This is a genomic window from Streptomyces sp. GL_140 (assembly GCF_057834465.1).
Map to the genome: position 1 here is coordinate 5989483 of NZ_CM174404.1, position 21633 is coordinate 6011115.

At 71.7% G+C, this 21633-nt stretch carries 15 protein-coding genes; 10 read left to right on the top strand and 5 right to left on the bottom strand.

The features are described 5' to 3' along the window. Window positions 1-51: 51 nt before the first annotated feature. Both AC3IYJ_RS27810 and AC3IYJ_RS27815 read right to left on the bottom strand, forming a co-directional pair. Window positions 52-993 (bottom strand): oxidoreductase, encoded by a 942-nt coding sequence (locus AC3IYJ_RS27810; protein WP_489397438.1) that lies wholly within the window; start codon window positions 991-993, stop codon window positions 52-54. Window positions 994-1016: 23 nt separating this feature from the next. Next, a complete protein-coding gene (locus tag AC3IYJ_RS27815) occupies window positions 1017-1859 on the bottom strand; it encodes a CAP domain-containing protein (protein WP_489397439.1) in 843 nt (280 codons plus the stop codon). 134 nt (window positions 1860-1993) lie between these two features. On the opposite strand from AC3IYJ_RS27815, the gene AC3IYJ_RS27820 reads away from it, so the two are divergent. The 4 genes from AC3IYJ_RS27820 to AC3IYJ_RS27835 all read left to right on the top strand — a co-directional run bounded on the left by AC3IYJ_RS27820 (window position 1994) and on the right by AC3IYJ_RS27835 (window position 8562). Next, entirely contained in the window at window positions 1994-2275 is a 282-nt protein-coding gene (locus tag AC3IYJ_RS27820) for an acylphosphatase (protein ID WP_489397440.1), read from the top strand. A 359-nt stretch (window positions 2276-2634) separates the two neighbouring features. Further along, on the top strand, window positions 2635-2850 hold the full coding sequence (locus AC3IYJ_RS27825) for a hypothetical protein (protein WP_030227372.1): 216 nt from the start codon (window positions 2635-2637) through the stop codon (window positions 2848-2850). 227 nt (window positions 2851-3077) lie between these two features. Further along, window positions 3078-6899 (top strand): AAA family ATPase, encoded by a 3822-nt coding sequence (locus AC3IYJ_RS27830; RefSeq protein ID WP_489397441.1) that lies wholly within the window; start codon window positions 3078-3080, stop codon window positions 6897-6899. A gap of 226 nt (window positions 6900-7125) precedes the next feature. Next, on the top strand, window positions 7126-8562 hold the full coding sequence (locus AC3IYJ_RS27835) for a sugar porter family MFS transporter (protein WP_489397442.1): 1437 nt from the start codon (window positions 7126-7128) through the stop codon (window positions 8560-8562). 66 nt (window positions 8563-8628) lie between these two features. Here the strand turns inward: AC3IYJ_RS27835 and AC3IYJ_RS27840 are convergent, their stop codons facing one another. Both AC3IYJ_RS27840 and AC3IYJ_RS27845 read right to left on the bottom strand, forming a co-directional pair. Further along, the gene (locus AC3IYJ_RS27840) at window positions 8629-9615 is read right to left on the bottom strand and encodes an LLM class flavin-dependent oxidoreductase (protein ID WP_489397443.1); all 987 of its coding nucleotides are present in this window, start codon (window positions 9613-9615) and stop codon (window positions 8629-8631) included. A 63-nt stretch (window positions 9616-9678) separates the two neighbouring features. Further along, the gene (locus AC3IYJ_RS27845) at window positions 9679-11130 is read right to left on the bottom strand and encodes a cytosine permease (RefSeq protein WP_489397444.1); all 1452 of its coding nucleotides are present in this window, start codon (window positions 11128-11130) and stop codon (window positions 9679-9681) included. 145 nt (window positions 11131-11275) lie between these two features. Here AC3IYJ_RS27845 and ftsY point away from each other — a divergent pair, with 145 nt between their 5' ends. After that, the gene (ftsY, locus tag AC3IYJ_RS27850; protein ID WP_489397445.1) at window positions 11276-12490 is read left to right on the top strand and encodes a signal recognition particle-docking protein FtsY; all 1215 of its coding nucleotides are present in this window, start codon (window positions 11276-11278) and stop codon (window positions 12488-12490) included. 96 nt (window positions 12491-12586) lie between these two features. Here the strand turns inward: ftsY and AC3IYJ_RS27855 are convergent, their stop codons facing one another. Continuing rightward, window positions 12587-13258, bottom strand: coding sequence for a bifunctional DNA primase/polymerase (locus tag AC3IYJ_RS27855; RefSeq protein WP_489397446.1), 672 nt, complete (start codon window positions 13256-13258; stop codon window positions 12587-12589). A gap of 433 nt (window positions 13259-13691) precedes the next feature. On the opposite strand from AC3IYJ_RS27855, the gene nsdA reads away from it, so the two are divergent. The 5 genes from nsdA to ffh all read left to right on the top strand — a co-directional run bounded on the left by nsdA (window position 13692) and on the right by ffh (window position 21462). After that, window positions 13692-15221: a transcriptional repressor NsdA gene (gene nsdA, locus AC3IYJ_RS27860; protein ID WP_489397447.1), complete on the top strand. Its 1530-nt coding sequence runs from the start codon at window positions 13692-13694 to the stop codon at window positions 15219-15221. A 335-nt stretch (window positions 15222-15556) separates the two neighbouring features. After that, window positions 15557-16903, top strand: a complete 1347-nt coding sequence (locus tag AC3IYJ_RS27865) for an ammonium transporter (RefSeq protein ID WP_489397448.1) — start codon at window positions 15557-15559, stop codon at window positions 16901-16903. Next, window positions 16900-17238, top strand: a complete 339-nt coding sequence (locus AC3IYJ_RS27870; protein WP_112451060.1) for a P-II family nitrogen regulator — start codon at window positions 16900-16902, stop codon at window positions 17236-17238. Before AC3IYJ_RS27865 ends, AC3IYJ_RS27870 begins: the two co-directional genes overlap by 4 nt. A gap of 17 nt (window positions 17239-17255) precedes the next feature. Next, entirely contained in the window at window positions 17256-19694 is a 2439-nt protein-coding gene (locus AC3IYJ_RS27875; RefSeq protein ID WP_489397449.1) for a [protein-PII] uridylyltransferase, read from the top strand. Between the two features lie 193 nt (window positions 19695-19887). Beyond that, window positions 19888-21462, top strand: a complete 1575-nt coding sequence (ffh, locus tag AC3IYJ_RS27880) for a signal recognition particle protein (protein WP_489397450.1) — start codon at window positions 19888-19890, stop codon at window positions 21460-21462. The last annotated feature ends 171 nt before the right edge of the window (window positions 21463-21633 follow it).

Below are 21633 nucleotides of genomic sequence, written 5' to 3' on the forward strand. Positions count from 1 at the left end.
GCCGTGCCCCTCTCCCGTTCGCTCGTCCCGCTCGTGTCGGGCCGTCGTGTGTCAGGCCGCCCTGCGGTGGGCCGTGTCGAGCAGGGCCAGCTCCGCCTCGGAGAGCCGCAGGGCCGCCGCGGCCACGTTGTCCGCGAGGTGGCCGAGGTCCCCGGTGCCGGGGATGGCCAGTACGTGCGGCCCCTGGCTCAGGGTCCAGGCCAGCCGGACCTGCGCGGGGCTGGCGCCGTGGGCCCGCGCGACCTCCCGCACCTCGGCCACCCCGATGGCGTCCGCGTCCTCGCCCGGACCCGCCTCGCGGCCCGCGCCGGCGATCGCGTAGAAGGGGACGAAGGCGACCCCCTGCTCGCCGCAGCTGCGGACGAAGGCCTCCTGATCGGGCCGGACCCCGATCCCGTACGGGTTCTGCACGCAGACGACGGGCGCGATGGCCCGGGCCTCCGCGAGGTGCTCGGGCGTCACGTTGGAGATGCCCAGGTGCCGGATGAGCCCGGCCTCGCGCAGCTCCGCCAGCGCGCCGAACCGTTCGGCGATCGAATCGGTCCCCAGGACCCGCAGGTTGACCACGTCGAGGTGGTCGCGGCCGAGCTGGCGCAGGTTCTCCTCGACCTGACCGCGCAGTTCGCCGGGGGTGGCGTGGGGGAGCCAGGCTCCCGACTTGTCCCGGCCGGGCCCGACCTTCGTCGTGATGACGAGGTCCTGCGGGTAGGGGGCCAGGGCCGTGTTGATCAGCTCGTTGGCCGAGCGCAGCGGCGAGAAGTAGAACGCGGCGGTGTCCAGGTGGTTGACGCCGAGCTCGACCGCGCGGCGCAGCACGGCTATGGCCTGGTTGCGATCGCGCGGAGTGGCGTCGGCGATGAGGGCCTCGCCGGTCTGGGGAAGGCGCATCGTGCCGAAACCCAGGCGGTTGATCTCCAGGTCACCGAGTTTCCAGGTGCCCGCGGCCGCCGCTCCGTCGGTGTCGGTCGTGGTCGTGCCCGTGGTTGAGGTCATGGCGGAATGATCTCCGCCGAGGCCTAGAAACCGAAGTCCTGGGTCCACCAGGGGCCGCCGGCGGCGTTGTAGACGCCCACGCCGAGGGTGCGGAACTCGCAGTTGAGGATGTTCGCCTTGTGGCCGGGGCTGTTCATCCAGGCCTTCATCACGGCCGTGGCGTCGCCCTGCCCGCGGGCTATGTTCTCGCCGCCCAGGCCCGAGATCCCGGCATTGGTGGCCCGGTCCCAGGGGGTCCTGCCGTCGGGGTCGGTGTGGTCGAAGAAGCCCCGGACGGCCATGTCCTTGCTGAAGGCCGCGGCCAGCGCGGCCAGCGGCGGGTTCGCCCGGACCGGGACGCAGCCGGCCTGCGCGCGCTCCTGGTTCACCAGGGCGAGCACGGCGGCTTCCGCGGAGGAGTCGCCGGTTGTGGCCGGGGGAGTGGCCGGCTTCGGGGCGGGCGGCTTGGGCGCGGCCGGGGTAGGGGTCGGCTGGGGGGCCTTCGAGGGCTCCGCCGAGGGCGTCGGGGAAGGACTGGCCGACGGGGACGGCGAGGCGGAGGGAGAGGGGGAAGCGGAAGGGGAGGGGGAACCAGAAGCGGAACCCGGCCCGGCGGAGGCGCGGCCCGAGAGGTTGGCGAGGCCGCCCTGCTGCTCCAGCGCGCTCCCGGGGCTCGGTGAGGCCTGGGCCCCGGCGTCCGCCTTGGCGGCGGAGCCCGAGCCCGCGACGCCCACGTAGGGGAAGGAGGAACCGACCGGGACCACGCCCGTGGTCACCGCCGCCGTACCCAGGACCACGGCCACGGCCGCGCCGAGCAGGCCGCCACGCACGGCGGTACGGCGCTTCGTGCCGCGACGGGGTGCGGCTTGGAGTCGGTGGCGTCCCATCGCGAATTACCTTCCTCGGGGTTCAAGATCAAGGGGTACTCACCCGAATGGGTGAGCTCATTGGTGCGCGACTGTACGCCATGGCGCCAAGGGGGGATGTGACCCGAAAGTGTTTGCCCGGTTAGCGTTCAGGCATGAATGAAGATGTCCGCATGACCGCCTGGGTGCGCGGCCGTGTACAGGGAGTGGGCTTCCGCTGGTTCACCAGGGCCAATGCCCTGGAGATCGGCGGACTGGCCGGCTTCGCGCTCAACCTCGACGACGGTCGAGTACAGGTGGTGGCCGAAGGTCAACGTGAGAATTGCCACCGGCTCCTGGAGTGGCTCCACGGCGCCGACACGCCCGGGAGGGTCGACGGTGTGACGGAGATCTGGGGCACACCGCGGGGCGGCTACGAAGGGTTCGCGATCCGGTGAGCGATCGACTGATCATGCACTGAACAGATCTCCGGATGGTCCGCACATGGTCGGATCTGCGCATTCCTCGGTGACGCGTTGCCGACGCGGAGGATCCGTGGAAGGCTCGGAGACGAGGATGATCTCCACATCCCTTGCGAGGACCGGGCTGCCCGCCGATACAGGGCGTGATCGTGTTGACCGTCAAACTTTTTGGTGAGACGCTGGAAGCCCCGCGCACCTGAGCTGTTTGGCAGTGTTGGCAGTTAGCCAAAGGAAGTGCGCAGTGACTGACAGTCGCTGCCGGACATCCGCGGGTGCGATTCCCTCACGACCCACACCGCTTTCGGTCGGTCACTCAGTGTGGAGGACCATCCATCATGGCAAAGGCGCTTCTCGGTTACGTCGGCGGTTCCGACCCGCGACTCCTCGCCGAGATGCGACGGCTTCAGCAGCGCGTCCAGGACCTCGAGTCCGAGCTCGGACGAATCCAGTCCGAAAACGACGCACTGAACGCGGCCGCCGCACAGCACGGAGACTCGCTGCTCGACAGCATCGACCTCGACGTACCCCAGGCGGAGCCTGCGCTCACCTGATCCGCGCTCCCTCGTCGCTCAACCAACAAGTACCGCAAGATCTGCAAGGGGCGCTTCGGCGTCCCTTCTTTCTTGCCGGAGGTCTGCCTGCCGGGTGCTCCTTCTCGCGCCTTCCGCCGCGAGGCCACCTGGCGCGTTGCGCCAGGTGAGGGGCCCCTTCCTTTAACGTCTGAAGTGCCCTGCACCTTCATGGGCGAAACCGAACGTGAAAGGTAGAGTCCGGCGGCGTGCACCTCAAGTCCCTGACCCTGCGTGGCTTCAAATCCTTCGCCTCCGCCACCACCCTGCGCTTCGAGCCGGGCATCACCTGCGTCGTCGGCCCCAACGGCTCCGGCAAGTCCAATGTGGTGGACGCGCTCTCCTGGGTCATGGGTGAACAAGGAGCCAAGTCCCTGCGCGGCGGGAAGATGGAAGACGTCATCTTCGCCGGCACGACCGGACGCCCGCCGCTCGGCCGCGCCGAGGTCTCTCTGACCATCGACAACTCCGACGGCGCGCTGCCCATCGACTACGCCGAAGTCACCATCACCCGGATCATGTTCCGCGGCGGCAGCAGCGAGTACCAGATCAACGGTGACACCTGCCGTCTCCTGGACATCCAGGAGCTGCTCTCCGACTCCGGCATCGGCCGCGAGATGCACGTCATCGTCGGACAGGGCCAGCTGGACTCCGTGCTCCATGCCGATCCGATGGGCCGCCGAGCCTTCATCGAAGAAGCGGCCGGAGTGCTCAAGCACCGCAAACGCAAAGAGAAGGCGCTGCGCAAACTCGACGCGATGCAGGCCAATCTGGCGCGCGTCCAGGACCTCAACGACGAGCTGCGCCGCCAGCTCAAACCGCTCGGCCGGCAGGCGGCGGTGGCCCGGCGGGCGGCCGTGATCCAGGCCGATCTGCGCGACGCGCGGCTGCGGCTGCTCGCCGACGACCTCGTGACGCTGAAGGGCGCGCTCGACGCGGAGATCGCCGACGAAGCGGCGCTGAAGGAGCGCAAGGACGCGGCCCAGGCGCAGCTCGCCGCGGCGCTGCGGCGGGAATCCGAACTGGAGGAAGCCGTACGGGAACTCGCGCCGCGGCTCCAGCGGGCGCAGCAGACCTGGTACGAGCTGTCGCAACTGGCCGAACGGGTACGCGGGACCGCGTCCCTGGCGGACGCCCGGGTCAAGTCGGCCTCGGCACCGCCCGAGGAGGAGCGCCGGGGCCGCGATCCGCAGGACATGGAGAGGGAAGCGGCACGGATCCGCGAGCAGGAAGCGGAACTGACGGCCGCGCTGGTGGCGGCCTCCCGGGCGCTGGAGGACACCGTCTCGCACCGCGCCGAGCTGGAGGGCTCGCTGGCCGCGGAGGAACGCCGGCTGCGGGACGCGGCGCGGGCCATCGCCGACCGGCGCGAGGGCCTGGCGCGGCTGACGGGCCGACTGGGCGCGGCCCGCTCCCGCGCGGGCGCGGCCCAGGCCGAGATCGACCGGCTGGTCGCGGCGCGCGACGGGGCCCAGTCCCGCGCGGCAGCGGCGCAGGAGGAGTACGAGGCGCTGGCGGAGGAGGTCGCGGAGGACGACTCCTCGCCGGACTCGGAGGGTGCGTACGAGGCCGCGCGGGCGGAGCTGACGGCGGCGGAGGCCGGACTCGGCGCGGCGCGCGACGCGCTGGCGGCGGCGGAACGTTCACGCGCGGCCGTATCGGCCCGCCGCGAGGCCCTGGCGATGGGGCTGCGCCGCAAGGACGGCACCGGGGCGGTGCTGGCGGCGCGGCTCGAAGGCCTGCTGGGCCCGGCGGCCCGGCGGCTGTCGCTGACCCCGGGCTACGAGGTGGCGGTGGCGGCGGCACTGGGCGCGGCGGCGGACGCGGTGACGGTGGCTTCGCCGGCCTCGGCGTCCGGCGCGATCCGGCACCTGCGCACCACGGACGCGGGCCGGGCCACGTTCCTGATCACCCCGCCGGACCCGTCCGGCGACCGGCCCGTCCCGGCCCTTCCCGGCCAGGCGGCGGCCCCGGCGGGGCCCGGCGTCGGGGCCGTGGCCGGGGCGCCTGCCGGGACCGAGGCCTCGGTCCCGGGCCAGGGCACCCCCGCAGGGCACGCTGCCTCAGCTGCCTCAGCTGCCTCGGCTGCCTCGGCTGCGTCGGCTGCTTCTGCCGCTCCGGGAGCCACGGCGCAGGCCGCTGCGGCCGTCCCCGGGTCCGGTGCGCGGGACGGACTGGCTGTAGCCGAGGCGGAGGCCGAGGCAGAGACGGCTGTGAAGACCCTGGCCGAGAGCGGGACCGCCATCCCCGCCGGGAGGCTCGTGCGGGGCGACGCCGCACTGGTGCGGGCCGTCGCCTGGGTGTTGCGGGACTACGTGGTGGTCGGCGGACTCGACGAGGCCGAGGCCCTGGTCGCCGAGCGGCCCGATCTGGTGGCGGTGACCGCCGAGGGCGACGTCCTCGGGGCGCATCTCGCGCACGGCGGCTCCGCCGGGGTGCCCAGCCTGATCGAGGTGCAGGCGGCCGTGGACGAGGCGGACGCCGAGCGCGCTCGGCTGGACGGCCGGTGCCTGGCCCTGGAGGAGGAGAAGTCGGCGGCCGCGCAGCGGCGTTCCGAGGTGGGCGCGCGCGTTGAGGAGCTCGGTGAGCTCAGGCGGGCCGCCGAGCAGGCGCGGGCCGGGGTCGCACAGCAGCTCGGGCGGCTCGCCGGTCAGTCGAAGGGGGCCGCGGGCGAGGCCGAGCGCGCGGCGGCGGCCGCGGCCAAGGCGCAGGACGCGCTGGAGCAGGCGCTGGCCGAGGTGGAGGAGTGCGCGGAACGGCTCGCCGTGGCCGAGGAGATGCCGGTGGAGGACGAGCCGGACACCTCCAGCAGGGACCGGCTCGCCGCCGACGGGGCGAACGCGCGGCAGACCGAGATGGAGGCGCGGCTGCAGCTCAGGACCCATGAGGAGCGGTTCAAGGGCCTGGCGGGCCGCGCGGACGGACTCGATCGCGCGGCCCGCGCCGAGCGGGAGGACCGGGCCAGGGCCGAGCGCCGTCGCGAACGGCTGCGCCACGAGGCCCGGGTGGCCGCGGCCGTCGCCGACGGCGCCCGCCAGCTGCTCGCGCACATCGAGGTGTCGCTGTCCCGGGCCGCCGAGGAGCGCACGTCGGCCGAGTACGGCAAGGGTTTGCGCGAGCGGGAGCTCGACGAGGCCAGGAGCCGGGGCCGCGGCCTCAAGGACGAGCTCGACAAGCTCACCGACTCCGTGCACCGGGGCGAGGTCCTCGGGGCGGAGAAGCGGATGCGGATCGAGCAGGTGGAGGCGCGGGCCCTGGAGGAGTTCGGAATCGCGGCGGCGGGGCTGGTCGCCGAGTACGGCCCCGATCAGCCGGTGCCGCCGAGCCCGCCCGCGGAGGGGGAGGGGGAGCGGGAGGCGGAGGACGCCGGGCCGGAACCCTTCGTACGGGCCCGGCAGGAGAAGCGGTTGAAGGCTGCCGAGCGTGCCTATCAGCAGCTCGGCAAGGTCAATCCGCTGGCCCTGGAGGAGTTCGCGGCCCTGGAAGAACGGCACAAATTCCTCAGCGAGCAGCTGGAAGACCTACGTAAAACGCGGTCAGATCTCCTTCAGGTCGTGAAGGAGGTGGACGAGCGGGTCGAGCAGGTCTTCACGGAGGCGTACCGGGACACGGCCCGGGAGTTCGAGGGGGTGTTCTCGCGCCTGTTCCCCGGTGGCGAGGGCCGGCTGATCCTCACCGACCCAGGCAACATGCTCACCACCGGCATCGACGTGGAGGCCCGACCGCCCGGCAAGAAGGTCAAGCGGCTCTCGCTGCTCTCCGGCGGCGAGCGCTCGCTGACCGCCGTGGCGCTGCTGGTCGCCATCTTCAAGGCCAGGCCCAGCCCGTTCTACGTGATGGACGAGGTCGAGGCGGCGCTCGACGACACCAACCTCCAGCGGCTGATCCGGATCATGGAGGAGCTGCAGGAGAGCTCGCAGCTGATCGTGATCACGCACCAGAAGCGGACCATGGAGGTCGCGGACGCGCTCTACGGCGTGTCGATGCAGGGCGACGGGGTCTCGAAGGTCATCAGCCAGCGTCTGCGGTGACACGCGTCAGCCCCTCGTTCATTCAATAGCTGAATGATGACGCCCCCTCAACTCCTCTTCATCTACGAGAAAACCGGCCCCTCTCGCTCCCTTGACTTCAAGAAATGAACACATAGGCTCTCTTGGGCCGCCTCTCCTCCGGGTGGTGCCCGATCTTGACCTGTGCGCCACTGGTAGGAATCGACCCCACCGCCCGTCACTGCAGCCGGGCACGCAGGAGCAGACCTTGACCAGCAGCAGCAGCACGCAGGCCTCGGCATCAGGCGGCGGCCGCGCGTCCCAGCCCGACCACCTCGGGCACGTCATCTTCATCACCGCGGCCGCGGCCATGGGCGGTTTCCTCTTCGGCTACGACAGCTCCGTGATCAACGGCGCCGTCGTCGCGATCCGGGACCGCTTCGACGTCGGGGCCGGCACCCTCGCCCAGGTGATCGCCGCCGCGCTGATCGGCTGCGCCTTCGGCGCCGCCACCGCCGGCCGCATCGCGGACCGGATCGGCCGGATCCGCTGCATGCAGATCGCCGCCGTCCTCTTCACGGCCAGCGCCGTCGGCTCGGCCCTCCCGTTCGCGCTCTGGGACCTCGCCCTGTGGCGGGTCATCGGCGGGTTCGGCATCGGCATGGCCTCGGTCATCGGCCCGGCCTACATCGCCGAGGTGTCCCCGCCCGCGTACCGCGGCCGGCTCGCCTCCTTCCAGCAGGCCGCGATCGTCATCGGCATCGCCATCTCCCAGCTCGTCAACTGGGGGATCCTCAACCTCGCCGACGGTGAGCAGCGCGGGAAGATCGGCGGCCTGGAAGCCTGGCAGTGGATGCTCGGCGTCATGGTCGTCCCGGCCGTGCTCTACGGGCTGATGTCCTTCGTCATCCCGGAGTCCCCGCGCTTCCTGATCTCCGTCGGCCGCAACGACGAGGCCAAGAAGGTGCTCGCCGAGGTCGAGGGAGAGCACGTCGACCTCGACGGACGCGTCGCGGACATCGAGCACGCCATGCGCTCCGAGCACAAGTCCACCTTCAAGGACCTGCTCGGCGGCCGGCTCGGCTTCCTGCCGATCGTCTGGATCGGCATCGGCCTGTCCGTCTTCCAGCAGCTCGTCGGCATCAACGTGATCTTCTACTACAGCTCCTCGCTGTGGCAGTCGGTCGGCATCGACCCGAGCTCCTCGTTCCTGTACTCCTTCGAGACCTCCGTCGTGAACATCATCGGCACGGTGATCGCGATGGTCTTCGTGGACCGCATCGGCCGCAAGCCCCTCGCGCTCATCGGGTCCGTGGGCATGGCGATTTCCCTCGGGCTCGCCGCCTGGGCCTTCTCCTACAAGGACACCAGCGGCGGCGACATCGCCCTGCCGCACGCCCAGGGTCTCGTGGCGCTCATCGCGGCCAACTGTTTCGTGCTCTTCTTCGCCCTGTCCTGGGGCGTGGTGGTCTGGGTCCTGCTCGGCGAGATGTTCCCGGGCCGCATCCGCGCCGCGGCCCTCGGCGTGGCGGCCGCCGCCCAGTGGATCGCCAACTGGGTCATCACCGTCTCGTTCCCGACTCTCTCGGACTGGAACCTGTCCGGCGCCTACGTCATCTACGCGGTCTTCGCCGTGCTCTCGATCCCGTTCATCCTCAAGTGGGTGCCGGAGACCAAGGGCAAGGCGTTGGAGGAGATGGGGTAACCACCCCCGCCAACACCTCTCTCCTCTCGCAGCGGGTACTGCCCCGGTCGGCCGGGCCCCTGCGGCTCAGGCCTTGAGCCGGGGCAGTACCTGTTCGCACAGCAGCTGCAGGCTCCGCCAGCCCTCGTCGATCGGCATCCCGCCGCACAGCGGGTGCAGCACCAGGTTCCCCGCCTCGCCGGCGGCGCGGGCGTACTCGACCGCCTCGTCCGGGGTGAGGATGCGGTACACGCCCTCCGCGCGCAGCTCCGCCACCGTGCGCGCGCCCGAGCGGACGGCGCTGAGGATGTCCTTGGACTGCCAGGACGCGTACATCCCCGCCTCGTGCAGGAAGCGCTCGCCGTACTCGGCCCAAGCCCGGTCCGGGTCCTCGGCTATGTGCAGCAGCGGGGTCTCGGCCGCCGGCATCATGCAGAAGCCCTCCGTGCCGTACTCCGCGAGCTTCGCGCTGTAGTACGCCTCCAGCTCCGGCAGGTGCGCGCTCGGGAAGAACGGCAGCCCCAGCCGGGCCGCGCGACGGGCCGCCGCCTGCGAGCTGCCGCCGACCAGCAGCAGCGGGTGCGGCTGGGTGAACGGCCGCGGGGTGACCCGTACCGTCCGGCCCCGGAACTCGAACGGCTCGCCGGTCCACGCCTTCAGCAGGGTCTCCAGCAGCTCGTCCTGGAGCTTGCCGCGCCGGCCCCATTCGACGCCGTGCTGCTCGTACTCCTCGGGCCGGTAGCCGATGCCGGCCACCGTGACGAGGCGGCCGCCGCTGAGGAGGTCGAGGACCGCGATGTCCTCCGCCACCTTCAGGGGGTCGTACAGCGGGCCGATGATCGCCGAGACGGTGACCGCGATCCGGCGGGTGGCACCGAAGACCGCGCCCGCGAAGGCGAAGGGGGACGGCAGCCAGTTGTTGTCGGTGCCGTGGTGCTCTTCGGTCTGGATGGTGTCGATCCCGCGGTCGTCCGCGTACTTCGCCATCTCCAGCGCGGCCTTGTACCGGGCGGAGAGGGTTTCCGGGGTGCCGTTCGGGTCGATGAGATTGAACCTGGCCACGGTGATGGGCATGGAGAAGTCCCCCTTCGCCGGAGGTGGGTGGGCGGGCGAAGGGGGACGTTAGCTGACGTCGCGTCAGTTGGACAGGGATCCGGCGGGCACCGGCTCCCGCTCCGGCTCCTGCGCGACCGGGGCCTGCGCCGCCGGGCCCGAGCGCGGCAGGACCGCGTACAGGACGGCCGAGGTGACGATGCCCGCAGCCCAGCCCAGGCCGTTCCGGCCGATCCAGGTGGTGGCGAGCGGGCCGCTGAACCAGTCGACCTTCGTGAACAGCAGCCCCACGACCAGGGCCAGGCCCCACGCCGTCATGGCCTGCCAGGCGAAACCGCCCCGGTACCAGTAGGCGCTGCTCCGCGTGGTGTCCAGCAGGGCCGCGCTGTCGTAGGAGGTGCGGCGCAGCATGTCGACGCCGAAGACGCCGATCCAGGCGGAGAAGGCCACGGCGAGCAGGGTCAGGAAGGAGATGAAGGATCCGAAGAAGCTGGTGGCGACCACCATCAGCAGGAAGCCGAAGACCAGGCTGATGACGGCGTTGACGCTGACCGCCGCCGCGCGCGGGACCTTGATGCCGAGGGTCTGGGCGGTGAAGCCGGCCGAGTACATGGACATCGAGTTGATGAGCAGCATGCCGACGAGGGCGATCAGCAGGTACGGGACCGCGATCCAGGTCGGCAGCAGCTCGCCGATGAAGGAGACCGGGTCCTGCGCGGTGGCCAGGTCGGGGGTGGCGACCGCCATCACCGCGCCCATCAGCACCATCGGGATGACGACGACGGCCGCGCCGCCGATGGTGGCGCCGACCATGCCCTTCGCGGAGGCGGTGCGGGGCAGGTACCGGGTGAAGTCCGGACCGGAGGGGACCCAGCTGATGCCTCCGGCGGCGATGGTGCCGATGCCCGCGACCATCATCGCGGTGGATCCGGCGGGCTTGTCGAAGACGGCCGACCAGTCGGTCTCCGCGATCAGGTAGCCGAGGACGAGCACGCTGAAGGCGCCGAAGAGGTACGTGGACCACTTGGAGCAGACGCGCAGCGCGTTGATGCCGAGACCGGAGACCAGGAAGGTGCAGCCGACGAAGAAGAGCAGGGTGACCACGATCAGGGCGGTGTTCTTCTTGATGCCGAAGACCAGGTCGAGCACGGTCAGGACGGCGTAGGCGCCGCTGACCGCGTTGATGGTCTCCCAGCCCCAGCGGGCGACCCAGATCAGGGCGCCGGGGAAGAGGTTGCCGCGCTGCCCGAAGACGGCCCGGGAGAGCGCCATGCCGGGGGAGCCGCCGCGCTTGCCCGCGATGGATATGAGGCCGACGATCCCGTACGAGACCACGGGCGCGGCGATCGCGACGACGAGCACCTGCCAGATGTTCAGCTTGTTGAAGATGACCAGGCCGGCGCCCATGGTCAGCAGCAGCACGCTGATGTTGGCGGCGACCCAGGTCGGCACGAGCTCGCGGACCCGGCCGCGCCGCTCGCCGTCCGGGACGGGCTCCAGTCCGCGTGACTCGACGGTGGTCGTCTCGGCAGGCATACGTCTACTCCGTGGGGGAGGCGGGGCGTGGGGGATTGCTCATCATCGTAGATTTGCCGCAAAAAGTACAAACAGAGGCTTACGTTCTGGTATGAACCTCCAGGGTCCCCGCCCCGGGGCGCGCGTGGCCGATACTGGGTGAGTTATGGAAATCCTCATCCTTGTCGTAGTCATCGCCCTGGTCGCGGTCGGTGCGATCAGCGGGCTCGTGGTCAGCAGCCGCAAGAAGAAGCAGCTGCCCACGGCACCGTCGAGCACGCCGACCATCACTGCCCCGCCCGCCGAACCGCAGGTGGGGGAGGACGCCGCACCGACGGCGGAAGAACCGCGCCGCACGATCGAGGAGGTGGTGCTTCCCGAGACGGAGGCCGCCGAGGCCCCGGTCGTGGAGGCCGAGGCTCCCGTCGCGCCCGCCGCCCCCGAGATCGAGGTGCCCGAGCCCACCGCCGGCCGTCTGGTCCGGCTGCGCGCGCGCCTCGCCCGGTCGCAGAACTCGCTCGGCAAGGGGCTGCTCACGCTGCTCTCCCGCGAGCACCTCGACGAGGACACCTGGGAGGAGATCGAGGAGACCCTCCTCATCGCCGACGTCGGTGTCGCGCCGACCCAGGAGCTGGTGGACCGGCTCCGTGAGCGGGTCAAGGTGCTCGGCACCCGCACCCCCGCCGATCTGCGCGCGCTCCTGAAGGAGGAGCTCGTCGCGCTCCTCGGCACCGACTTCGACCGCGCCGTGAAGACCGAGAGCGGCGTGGACACCCCTGCCGTGATCATGGTTGTCGGCGTGAACGGCACCGGAAAGACCACCACCACCGGCAAGCTCGCCCGCGTGCTCGTCGCCGACGGGCGCAGCGTCGTGCTCGGCGCGGCCGACACCTTCCGTGCCGCCGCCGCCGACCAGCTCCAGACCTGGGGCGACCGGGTCGGCGCGCGCACCGTGCGCGGCCCCGAGGGCGGCGACCCGGCCTCCATCGCCTACGACGCGGTCAAGGAGGGCATCGCCGAGGGCGCCGACGTGGTGCTCATCGACACCGCCGGCCGTCTGCACACCAAGACCGGCCTGATGGACGAGCTCGGCAAGGTCAAGCGCGTCGTGGAGAAGCACGGCCCGCTGGACGAGATCCTGCTGGTCCTGGACGCCACCACCGGGCAGAACGGCCTGACCCAGGCCCGCGTCTTCGCGGAGGTCGTGGACATCACCGGCATCGTGCTGACCAAGCTCGACGGCACCGCCAAGGGCGGCATCGTCATCGCCGTCCAGCGCGAGCTGGGCGTCCCGGTCAAGCTCGTCGGCCTCGGCGAGGGCGCGGACGACCTGGCCCCCTTCGAGCCGGAGGCCTTCGTCGACGCCCTGATCGGCGACTGACAGCCTCAAGCGGCTTGCAGGCCCGTACGCGGCCCAGTGCCCCCGCGGTCCCACGGGACCCGGGGGCACTGCCGTGCGCGGGGCGGTGCGCAGAGCTCAGGCCTTGCGCAGCCGGTGGCACAGGTAGGCGAGGGTGCCCAGCAGGAGCCGGGCCTGGGGCGGATCCCCGGCCGAGTCCAGTGCCGGGGGGCGCAGCCAGCTCATCGGGCCGAGTCCCGCGCGGTCGGACGGCGGCGCCGTGACGTAGGAGCCCTGGCCCAGCGCGCGCAGATCCAGACCGGCGTCGTCCCAGCCCATCCGGTACAGCAGCTGCGGCAGCCCGACGGCGGCCCCCGGGGCCACGAAGAACTGGGCCCGGCCGTCCGGGGTCGCGGTGACCGGGCCCAGGGGCAGGCCCATCCGCTCCAGGCGGACCAGCGCCCGCCGCCCGGCTTCCTCGGACACCTCGATGACGTCGAAGGCGCGGCCGACGGGGAGCAGCACCGCGGCCCCCGGGTATTCGCTCCAGGTCTCGGTGACCTCGTCGAGGGTGGCTCCGGCCGGGACCGTTGGCGCGAGGGCCAACGGATGCGCCCCCGGCGCGCCGCAACTCGTATGACCGCAGGAGCAGTCGCGGGCGGGTGCTGCGGCACGTGCGCCCGGGACCACCTCCCAGCCCCACAGTCCGGTGTACTCCGCCACCGCCGTGCACTCCGACGTCCGGCCTCGGCGCCGAGCGCCGGAACGGAACTCCTTGGTGCCGCGGCTGCCGCCGATCGTGAAGCCCATGCCCATGCCCCCTCCAACGGGTCGGACGTGCCGGTGGTTACGACGTCGGCGTGACCGGAATGGGACAGGGTGCGGAGTCCGGACCGTGCCCGGGCCGCGGCGGTCCGTCCCGTGGTCGCCCGGCGCACTCCTCGCCGCGCGCGCCCCGAGCGCACCCCTGTCCATCCGATCGTTTTCGCCTTCGTGTCAAGTGAATCGCGCCTGGCGGGTGGCGAGTTCATTCGAAGGGGTGGCGAATGGTGGCGTTTCCGGGATCGACCTCGCCGAAGGGGTGATCGTAGGATTACTTTCGGTGCACGAAGAGCGACGGCAGACTCGTACGCGGGTATGCCGGAGGCAAGGTGTGAAGGACCTGTGAAGGTCCTCCCCGCCGCTCGGCGCTGCTCGTTGACGGGCGTGGTGGGTGAAGAGGCTGAGGGATGGGGGCGTTCCAGTGAGCGGCAACGGCGCAAGCGGAACGAGTGCGGAGTCCGACGGGTCCAGCGCCGAGGAATCGGAGCAGAGTGCGACCGCCCGCAACGAGCAGCTGACGTCCTGGTTCGTCCGCAGCGGCTGGTCCAAGGGCGAGCTGGCCCGTCAGGTCAACCGCCGCGCCCGCCAGATGGGCGCCCACCACATCAGCACCGACACCTCCCGGGTCCGCCGCTGGCTCGACGGCGAGCAGCCCCGCGAACCCGTCCCGCGGATCCTCTCCGAGCTGTTCTCCGAACGGTTCGGCTCCGTCGTCGCCATCGAGCACCTCGGACTGCGCACCGCCCACCAGACCCCCTCCGTCTCCGGGGTCGACCTGCCCTGGGCCGGCCCGCAGACCGTGGAACTGCTCGGCGAGTTCTCCCGCAGCGACCTGATGCTGGCCCGCCGCGGCTTCCTCGGAACCTCCCTCGCACTCTCCGCGGGACCCGCCCTCATCGAGCCCATGCAGCGCTGGCTCGTCCCGGTCCCGCCCGCCGACCCGGGCCTCCGGGCGCCGGGACCCGCAGGCGGCGCCCTCAGCGGCCACCGGCCGCCCCGGCTCTCCGAGCCCGAGCTCGACCTCCTCGAAGCCACCACCGTGATGTTCCGCCAGTGGGACGCCCAGTGCGGCGGCGGCCTGCGCCGCAAGGCCGTGGTCGGCCAGCTCCACGAGGTCACCGACCTGCTCCAGGAACACCACCCGGCCCCCGTCATGAAGCGACTCTTCAAGGTCGCCGCGGAACTGGCCGAACTCGCAGGCTGGATGAGCTACGACATCGGCATGCACCCCACCGCGCAGAAGTACTTCGTCCTCGCGCTGCACGCCGCCAAGCAGGGCGGGGACAAGCCGCTGGGCTCGTACATCCTCTCCAGCATGAGCCGCCAGATGATCCACCTGGGCCGCCCCGAGGACGCCCTGGAGCTCATCCACCTCGCGCAGTACGGCAGCCGCGACTGCGCGGGGCCCCGTACCCAGGCCATGCTGTATGCGATGGAGGCCCGCGCCTACGCCAACATGGGCCAGCCCAGCCGCTGCAAGCGGGCCGTGCGGATGGCCGAGGACACCTTCTCCGACGTCGGCTTCGGCGGCGAGAGCGAACCCGACTGGATCCGCTTCTTCTCCGAGGCCGAGCTCAACGGCGAGAACTCCCACTCCTACCGAGACCTGGCCTACGTGGCCGGCCGCAGCCCCATGTACGCCTCCCTCGCCGAGCCCGTCATGGAGCGCGCCGTCGAGCTCTTCGAGAAGGACGAGGAGCACCAGCGCTCGTACGCCCTCAACCTCATCGGCATGGCCACCGTGCACCTGCTCCAGCGCGAGCCCGAGCAGGCCGCCGTCCTCGTCGGCCGCGCCCTCGACGTGGCGGGAAAGGTGCGGTCCGAAAGGGTCAACACCCGGCTGCGCAAGACCGTCGACACCGCCGCGCGTGAGTACGGCGACGTGGCCGACGTGGTGCGCCTCACCGACCACCTCGCCTCCCGGCTCCCCGAAGCCGCGGAGGCCGTCTGACGGCCTCCGCGGCCGTCCCCAAGGCCCCCGGCCGTGGCAGTCACCCCGTGAAGCCCGAACAGGCTCCCCCAGCCAGGTTCCCCGGGTCACCGCCACGGCCGGGCTTCAGCGCCGGGCGTCCATGAACCACTCGTTCATGGACGCGTAACACGCAGGACCTCTTCGTCATCGATGCGAAACACCCAGCGGCGCCGCCGGAAACCGGCCTGCGCGAATCTCAGGGCCATTAACCGGCCAGCTTCCGGGCCGGGCCCTCAGGCCTGATTCACGAACCAGCGCCGCACAGGTTTTCACGGTCGCCCGCACGCGAACGTACCGACGACGAGGAGACGCCGATGGCATCAGCCATCACGACCCTCGCGGCAGACGCCCCGACGCTCTCTGCCGCGAACACCGGGTTCATGCTCATCTGCTCCGCCCTGGTCATGCTGATGACCCCGGGACTCGCCTTCTTCTACGGAGGCATGGTCCGCGTCAAGAGCAGCCTCAACATGCTGATGATGAGCTTCATCAGCCTCGGGATCGTCACGATCCTGTGGGTCCTCTACGGATTCAGCCTCGCCTTCGGCTCCGACGTCGGGTCCGTGATCGGCTGGAGCTCCGACTACGTCGGACTCAGCGGCATCGGCATCACCGAACTGTGGGACGGCTACACCATCCCCGTGTACGTCTTCGCCGTCTTCCAGCTGATGTTCGCCATCATCACCCCGGCCCTGATAAGCGGTGCGCTGGCCGACCGCGTCAAGTTCAGCGCCTGGGCCCTCTTCATCACCCTCTGGGTCACGATCGTCTACTTCCCCGTCGCCCACTGGGTGTGGGGCGCCGGCGGCTGGCTCTTCGAGCTCGGCGTCATCGACTTCGCCGGCGGCACCGCCGTCCACATCAACGCGGGCGCCGCGGCCCTCGGCGTCATCCTGGTCATCGGCAAGCGCGTCGGCTTCAAGAAGGACCCGATGCGCCCCCACAGCCTCCCGCTCGTGATGCTCGGCGCCGGCCTCCTGTGGTTCGGCTGGTTCGGCTTCAACGCCGGATCCTGGCTCGGCAACGACGACGGCGTCGGCGCCGTCATGTTCGTCAACACCCAGGTCGCCACCGCCGCCGCCATGCTCGCCTGGCTCGGCTACGAGAAGCTGCGCCACGGCTCCTTCACCACGCTGGGCGCCGCCTCCGGCGCGGTCGCGGGCCTCGTCGCCATCACCCCCTCCGGCGGCTCCTGCTCCCCGCTCGGCGCGATCGCCATCGGCGCCATCGCCGGTGTCGTGTGCGCCATGGCCGTCGGCCTGAAGTACAAGTTCGGCTTCGACGACTCCCTCGACGTCGTCGGCGTCCACCTCGTCGGCGGTGTCATCGGCTCCCTCCTGATCGGCCTCTTCGCCACCGGCGGGGTCCAGTCCGACGCGGCCGGGCTCTTCTACGGCGGCGGCCTCGCCCAGCTCGGCAAGCAGGCGGTGGGAGTCTTCTCCGTCCTCATCTACTCTCTCGTGGCGTCCGCGGTCCTCGCCTTCCTCCTCGACAGGACGATGGGCATGCGGGTCACCGAGGACGACGAGGTCTCCGGCATCGACCAGGTCGAACACGCCGAGACCGCCTACGACTTCAGCGGAGCCGGCGGCGGCGCCTCTTCGCGGAGCACCGCCGTACCCGTCCCCGTTGCCGCCGCGAGCAAGAAGGTTGACGCATGAAGCTCATCACCGCGATCGTGAAGCCGCACCGGCTGGACGAGATCAAAGAGGCCCTCCACCGGTTCGGCGTCCAGGGACTCACGGTCTCCGAGGCCAGCGGGTACGGCCGCCAGCGGGGCCACACCGAGGTCTACCGCGGCGCCGAGTACACCGTGGACCTGGTGCCCAAGATCCGCATCGAGGTGCTCGTCGAGGACGGCGACGCCGAGGACGTGATGCGGATCGTGGTCGACGCCGCCCAGACCGGCAAGATCGGCGACGGCAAGGTGTGGAGCATCCCCGTGGACTCGGTCATCCGGGTCCGCACCGGCGAGCGCGGCGCTGACGCGCTCTAGGTGACGGGAGCTCCTGGGTGACGAGCATCGAAGAGACCACGGACGACGCCTCGTCCGCTCACACGGCCGACTCGGGACCCAGCGGTTACGCCGCGGCCCGGCTGCGACTCCTCCAGGAGGAGTCGCGGTCCGGGCCTTCCCGGCGTTCCGCCCTGGCCGCGCTGACCGACGACTGGCTCAAAGCAATGTTCGCCACCGCCGTACGGGAGACCGGCGTACGGGGCGCGGCCCTCGTGGCCGTCGGCGGCTACGGCCGCGCCGAACTCTCCCCACGCAGCGACCTCGACCTGGTCCTGCTCCACGACGGCAAGGCCGACGCCCGCGCGCTCAGCGCACTGGCCGACCGGCTCTGGTACCCCGTCTGGGACCTGGGGCTCGCCCTCGACCACTCCGTCCGCACCCCCGGCGAAGCCCGCAGGACCGCCGCCGAAGACCTCAAGGTGCACCTCGGACTGCTCGACGCCCGGCCCGTCGCCGGCGACGTCGGGCTCCTCGCGGGCCTGCGCACCTCGGTCCTCGCCGACTGGCGCAACCTCGCCGCCAAGCGGCTCCCCGAACTGCACTCCCTGTGCCGGGACCGGGCGGAGCGCGCGGGGGAACTGCGCTTCCTCCTCGAACCCGACCTCAAGGAAGCCCGCGGCGGGCTGCGCGACGTCACCGCCCTGCGGGCCGTCGCCGCGTCCTGGCTCGCCGACGCCCCGCGCGAAGGGCTCGCCGACGCCAGGCGCCGCCTGCTCGACGCGCGCGACGCCCTCCACCTGGTGACCGGGCGGGCCACCGACCGGCTCTCCCTCCAGGAACAGACCGCCGTCGCGGCCCAGCTCGGGCTCCTCGACGCCGACGCCCTCCTCAGGGAGGTGTACGAGGCCGCGCGGGTGGTCTCGTACGCCGGCGACGTCACCTGGCGCGAAGTCGGGCGCGTGCTGCGCGCTCGGGCCACGCGGCCCCGGCTCCGCGGGCTGCTCGGCACCCGGGGCGCCGTGCCCGAGCGGGCGCCGCTCGCCGAAGGCGTCGTGGAATCCGACGGCGAGGCCGTACTGGCCCTCGCCGCCCGCCCCGACCGCGACCCCGTCCTGCCCCTGCGATTCGCAGCGGCCGCCGCGCAGGCCGGACTGCCCGTCTCGCTGCACGCCGTACGAAGGCTCGCGGCGCAGGCCAAGCCGCTGCCGGTGCCGTGGCCGGCCGAGGCCCGGGAACAGCTGCTCACCCTGCTGGGCGCCGGCGAACCCACCGTCGCCGTGTGGGAGGCGCTCGAAGCCGAGGGGATCATCACCCGGCTGCTGCCCGACTGGGAACGCGTCCGGTGCCGGCCGCAGCGCAATCCCGTGCACACCTGGACCGTCGACCGGCACCTGGTCGAGACGGCCGTACGGGCCTCGGAACTCACCCGCCGGGTCGGCCGCCCCGACCTCCTCCTCATGGCCGCCCTGCTCCACGACATCGGCAAGGGCTGGCCCGGCGACCACTCGGTAGCGGGCGAGACCATCGCCCGCGACGTGGCGCTGCGGGTGGGCTTCGACGCCCAGGACGTGGCCGTGCTCGGGGTCCTCGTACGCCACCACCTGCTGCTCATCGACACCGCGACCCGACGGGACCTGGACGACCCCGCGACCGTGAAGGCGGTCGCGGATGCGGTCGGAACCCCGGGCACGCTGGAAATACTGCACGCCCTGACGGAAGCCGACGCGCTGGCGACCGGCCCCGCGGCCTGGAGCGCCTGGCGCGGCTCGCTCGTCGCGGACCTGGTCGGACGGGTCGCCGCCGTGCTGCGGGGGGCCACCCCGGCGGAGGGGGAGCCGGAGATCCCCACGACCGAACAGGAACGCCTCGCGGTGGAGGCGCTGCGCACCGGGGAACCGGTCCTGTCCCTGCACGCCCGGCAGGAGGAGGACGCGGTCGGGGTCGAGCTGATCGTGGCCGTCCCCGACCAGCCGGGGGTCCTCCCGGCGGTGGCGGGCGTACTGGCCCTGCACCGGCTGACGGTCCGGGCGGCGGACCTGCGCTCCCTGGAGCTCCCGGACCTGCTGGGCGAGGTGCTCGTGCTGCGGTGGCGGGTGGCCGCGGAGTACGGGGCCCTGCCGCAGGCCGCGCGGCTGCGCACGGACCTGGTGCGGGCGCTGGACGGCTCGCTGGACGTCCCCGCGAAGCTGGCGGACCGCGAGGCCGCGTACCCGCGCCGCCGCGGGGTGGTCCCGCCGCCGCCCCGGGTCTCGGTGGTCCCGGAGGTCTCCTCCCTGGCCACCGTCCTGGAGGTCCGGGCCCCTGACGCCGTCGGGCTGCTGCACCGGATCGGGCGCGCCCTGGAATCCTCCGGCGTCCGGGTACGCAGCGCGCACGTCTCCACGCTGGGCGCGAACGCGGTGGACACGGTGTACGTGGTCGACGGGGACGGCAAGCCCCTCGCGCCCTTGCCCGCGGCAGCCCTGGCCGGGGCGGTCCAGGCCGCCTTGGCGTAGCCGCTGCGCGGGCAAACGCCGGACGGGCTGAATCCAGCCTCGCCGGCGTTTGAGGCGCGGGGGTCCGGGGGCGGAGCCCCCGGTTTCGGGAAGGGGCGGGGTGGGGAAAGCCGCCCGCAGGGCCAAGGGGCTGGCGCGGCCCGATACCCTGGAGACGACCACACCGCCCCCGACCCGAGGAATCGCGACCACCGTGTTCGATACGCTTTCCGACCGCCTCAGCGCGACCTTCAAGTCCCTCCGGGGCAAAGGCCGCCTCTCCGAGCAGGACATCGACGCTGCGGCGCGGGAAATCCGTATCGCCCTCCTCGAGGCCGACGTCGCGCTTCCCGTCGTCCGCTCCTTCATCGCGAACGTCAAGGAGCGAGCCCGCGGCGAAGAGGTCTCCAAGGCCCTGAACCCGGGCCAGCAGGTCCTCAAGATCGTCAACGACGAGCTGGTCTCGATCCTCGGCGGCCAGACCCGGCGGCTGCGCTTCGCCAAGACCGCGCCCACCGTGATCATGCTCGCCGGTCTCCAGGGTGCCGGTAAGACCACCCTCGCCGGAAAGCTCGGCCTGTGGCTGAAGGGGCAGGGTCACACCCCGCTCCTCGTCGCCTGCGACCTCCAGCGCCCCAACGCGGTCAACCAGCTCTCCGTGGTCGCGGAGCGGGCCGGCGTCGCCGTCTACGCGCCCGCCCCCGGCAACGGCGTCGGCGACCCGGTCCAGGTCGCCAAGGACTCCATCGAGTACGCGCGCACCAAGCAGTACGACGTGGTCGTCGTCGACACCGCCGGCCGCCTCGGCATCGACCAGGAGCTGATGCAGCAGGCCGCGGACATCCGCGACGCCGTCAGCCCCGACGAGATCCTCTTCGTCGTCGACGCCATGATCGGCCAGGACGCGGTCAACACCGCCGAGGCCTTCCGCGACGGCGTCGGCTTCGACGGCGTGGTGCTGTCCAAGCTCGACGGCGACGCCCGCGGTGGTGCCGCGCTCTCCATCGCGCACGTCACCGGCAAGCAGATCATGTTCGCCTCGAACGGCGAGAAGCTCGACGAGTTCGACGCCTTCCACCCCGACCGCATGGCGGGCCGGATCCTCGACATGGGTGACATGCTCACCCTCATCGAGCAGGCCGAGAAGACGTTCAGCCAGGACGAAGCCGAGAAGATGGCGGCGAAGCTGGCGAAGGGGCCGAAGGAGTTCACCCTCGACGACTTCCTGTCCCAGATGGAGCAGGTCCGCAAGATGGGCTCCATCTCCAAGCTCCTCGGCATGCTCCCCGGCATGGGGCAGATCAAGGACCAGATCAACAACATCGACGAGCGCGACGTGGACCGCACCGCCGCGATCATCAAGTCGATGACCCCGGCCGAGCGCCAGGACCCGCACCTCATCAACGGCTCGCGCCGCGCCCGCATCGCCAAGGGTTCCGGCACCGAGGTCAGCGCCGTGAAGTCGCTCGTCGAGCGATTCTTCGAGGCCCGCAAGATGATGTCCCGCATGGCCCAGGGCGGCGGCATGCCCGGGATGCCGGGCATCCCCGGGATGGGCGGCGGCCCCGGCCGGCAGAAGAAGCAGATCAAGCAGGCCAAGGGCAAGCGCAAGAGCGGCAACCCGATGAAGCGCAAGGAAGAAGAGGCCGCGGCCGCGCTCCGCAAGGAGCAGGGTCCGCAGGCGGTCGAGCCCGCGGCAGCCGGCAACCCCTTCGGCCTTCCGGCCGGCGGCGCGCAGCCCGGCCAGGACTTCGACCTCCCGGACGAGTTCAAGAAGTTCATGAAGTAACGGCGCGAGCGCCAGCGGGAGGGCCCCGTCCACCGGATCCGGTGGACGGGGCCCTCCCGTTTCTGCAGGGGCAATGGGCGGGTTTGTCGCTTATGGTCGGCCGGGAGGACGGCAGAAGGAGGCCACGTGCCCAGCCCCACCCCCGTACCGCCCCGCGACCGGGCCGATACG

Bases quoted from the DNA above. Each gene is read 5' to 3' on its own strand.
- AC3IYJ_RS27855 (WP_489397446.1), bottom strand. From the start codon at position 13,258: ATGGGCTTCACGATCGGCGGCAGCCGCGGCACCAAGGAGTTCCGTTCC.
- AC3IYJ_RS27825 (WP_030227372.1), top strand. From the start codon at position 2,635: ATGGCAAAGGCGCTTCTCGGTTACGTCGGCGGTTCCGACCCGCGACTC.
- AC3IYJ_RS27870 (WP_112451060.1), top strand. From the start codon at position 16,900: ATGAAGCTCATCACCGCGATCGTGAAGCCGCACCGGCTGGACGAGATC.
- AC3IYJ_RS27865 (WP_489397448.1), top strand. From the start codon at position 15,557: ATGGCATCAGCCATCACGACCCTCGCGGCAGACGCCCCGACGCTCTCT.
- AC3IYJ_RS27810 (WP_489397438.1), bottom strand. From the start codon at position 993: ATGACCTCAACCACGGGCACGACCACGACCGACACCGACGGAGCGGCG.
- AC3IYJ_RS27845 (WP_489397444.1), bottom strand. From the start codon at position 11,130: ATGCCTGCCGAGACGACCACCGTCGAGTCACGCGGACTGGAGCCCGTC.
- AC3IYJ_RS27840 (WP_489397443.1), bottom strand. From the start codon at position 9,615: ATGCCCATCACCGTGGCCAGGTTCAATCTCATCGACCCGAACGGCACC.
- ftsY (WP_489397445.1), top strand. From the start codon at position 11,276: ATGGAAATCCTCATCCTTGTCGTAGTCATCGCCCTGGTCGCGGTCGGT.
- AC3IYJ_RS27815 (WP_489397439.1), bottom strand. From the start codon at position 1,859: ATGGGACGCCACCGACTCCAAGCCGCACCCCGTCGCGGCACGAAGCGC.
- AC3IYJ_RS27820 (WP_489397440.1), top strand. From the start codon at position 1,994: ATGAATGAAGATGTCCGCATGACCGCCTGGGTGCGCGGCCGTGTACAG.